Origin of the sequence: Microvirga sp. Mcv34 (assembly GCF_024519725.1) — a bacterium.
GTDB lineage: Bacteria > Pseudomonadota > Alphaproteobacteria > Rhizobiales > Beijerinckiaceae > Microvirga.
Genome location: NZ_JALJRK010000220.1, coordinates 1 through 1,758, shown reverse-complemented (window position 1 = coordinate 1,758; position 1,758 = coordinate 1). Strand labels below are relative to the sequence as shown.

The 1,758-nt window shown below is 65.2% G+C and carries 1 protein-coding gene; it reads right to left on the bottom strand.

The genetic code is table 11. The features are described from left to right. On the bottom strand, nt 1–1,270 hold a 1,270-nt coding region (locus OC446_RS30215; protein ID WP_262032565.1), incomplete at its 3' end, for a DNA translocase FtsK. Between the last annotated feature and the right edge of the window lie 488 nt (nt 1,271–1,758).

The window sequence follows — 1,758 nt, the reverse complement described above, 5'->3', positions numbered from 1 at the left end:
ACGACTTCGTCCCAGGCGCAGGCTCCAACTCATACAATGTCACCACAGGACCGGGCCGAACATTGATGATCTCGCCCTTGACATTGAAGTCCCAGAGTACGTTTTCGAGAGTCGCCGCATTCTCCTGCAGCACTTCGACCGGCACCTCGGCGCTGTCCCAGATCTTCGGCTCGGCCAGAAGCTCCAGCGCGGGCAGCTCGAACTCGAACGAAGCCCGCACGGGCGCAGAGACGCCGATCGACACCGAGGCATAGTTGTCTCGGCCGTCACGGCGGAAGCTGTCATTGGCGGCCGCAGGGATGGCCGGATTGCTGCTGACGCGTGGCGGCGGCGTGACGACCGCAGCACGCCGGGTCGGAACCTCGATGACATCGTCGGCATCCGGCAGGTCCTCGACATGATCCATATGCACGTCGACGTCGACCTCGACCTCGACGTCGTCCTCCTCCCACGGCAGAACCTCGGGCTCTACTGGCGGCGGAGGTGCAGGCGGAGGCGAGGGAACACGCGGCGCAGCCGCGACCTGAGGCGCCGCCTTCTTCACGACTGGACCATTATTCTCTTGCTCCGCCGGAACGGGCGCAGCCGCCGCAGGACGCTTCGGTGCGGAAGCCGCCACGGGGATCGGCTCCGCGGGCGCAGGCAGCGTCGGATCCAGGAGGTAGGTCCCCGGCTGCCACATGAAGCTGTAGGTCTGCTGGACGGTGGAAAGCTCGAGAGGAGCGGGACTGCTCTTGGCCGGAGGCGCAGTCGGCTCGGCGGCCTTCGGCGCGGGAGCCGGCTCGGCCATGGCAGGAGTGGGAGTGGGAGCGACCGGCACCCGCTGAGGCACGTCTGCACGCGGCCTCGCGGAAGGCACCCGCCTGGCCTGTTCCGGCGCCTGCGAAGGAGTGCGGGCGAAAGCCCGCGGTGCGCCGTGTCCAACCTCCTGGGACGCCGCCTTGTTTTGCAACGCGAGCAGCCTTTCCTGGACGGCCGGCGCGGGATCAGCCGCACGGGCCGACGCGATTTCCTTTGACTGCCGACCGACAGCGCCTGATGCCGCTGGAGCGGGCGTCTGCATCCGGCGCTCTTTGAGAACCCGCTCGGGCGTCCGCGTGAAGCGGACCTCCGGCGACATGGAGAACGACTGCTCCCACACCTCTCCCCGGGGAGCGCCGTTGGGCCCCCTGTCCCGCAGGGCCCGATCCGCGATGCTATCCCGGACACGGGGCCGGTCCTCAGCCGCTCTCTGTCGGGCCGGCTCCTGCCCGCGTTCGAATTCGTTCATCGGCCCACGCCCGTTCTGCCTGTGAGATTCAAAAGATGTCGCGTGCCGCCCCCCCACCACGGGAGCCTGAGAAAGCCTGGCAGATGGGTCTTTGTCTCCTTGGCCGTCGAAATCAGGGTGCTGTTCGTCTTCCCGGGTGAGAGAGCCGTAACCATGGGTCGCGGAGGGTGGGGACCGTCGTTTGAAATGCATTGTCTGTTATGGTGTTGGGGCCGAACCAGTCAGCCCGAGAGGAGGTTCTCCCCGATTACGCCTGCCAAAGGTAAAAAGAGGATTAGGAGGCGAGCACGAGGCCAGCCACACGGGACTTGTCCCCAGCCGGAAACTTTGTTCGCCTGTATTCAAAAAGCGCCGCACCCTCCTTATATTTCCAAAAGATCACGGCGCTCCCCTCCCCTTCCGTCCATCTTTGACCGAGAGACATTGAAGATGTCGCTTGCAAAGTGTTTTGGAGGGTTTATATGAGCGCCTCCTTCCGGAGGGATCTG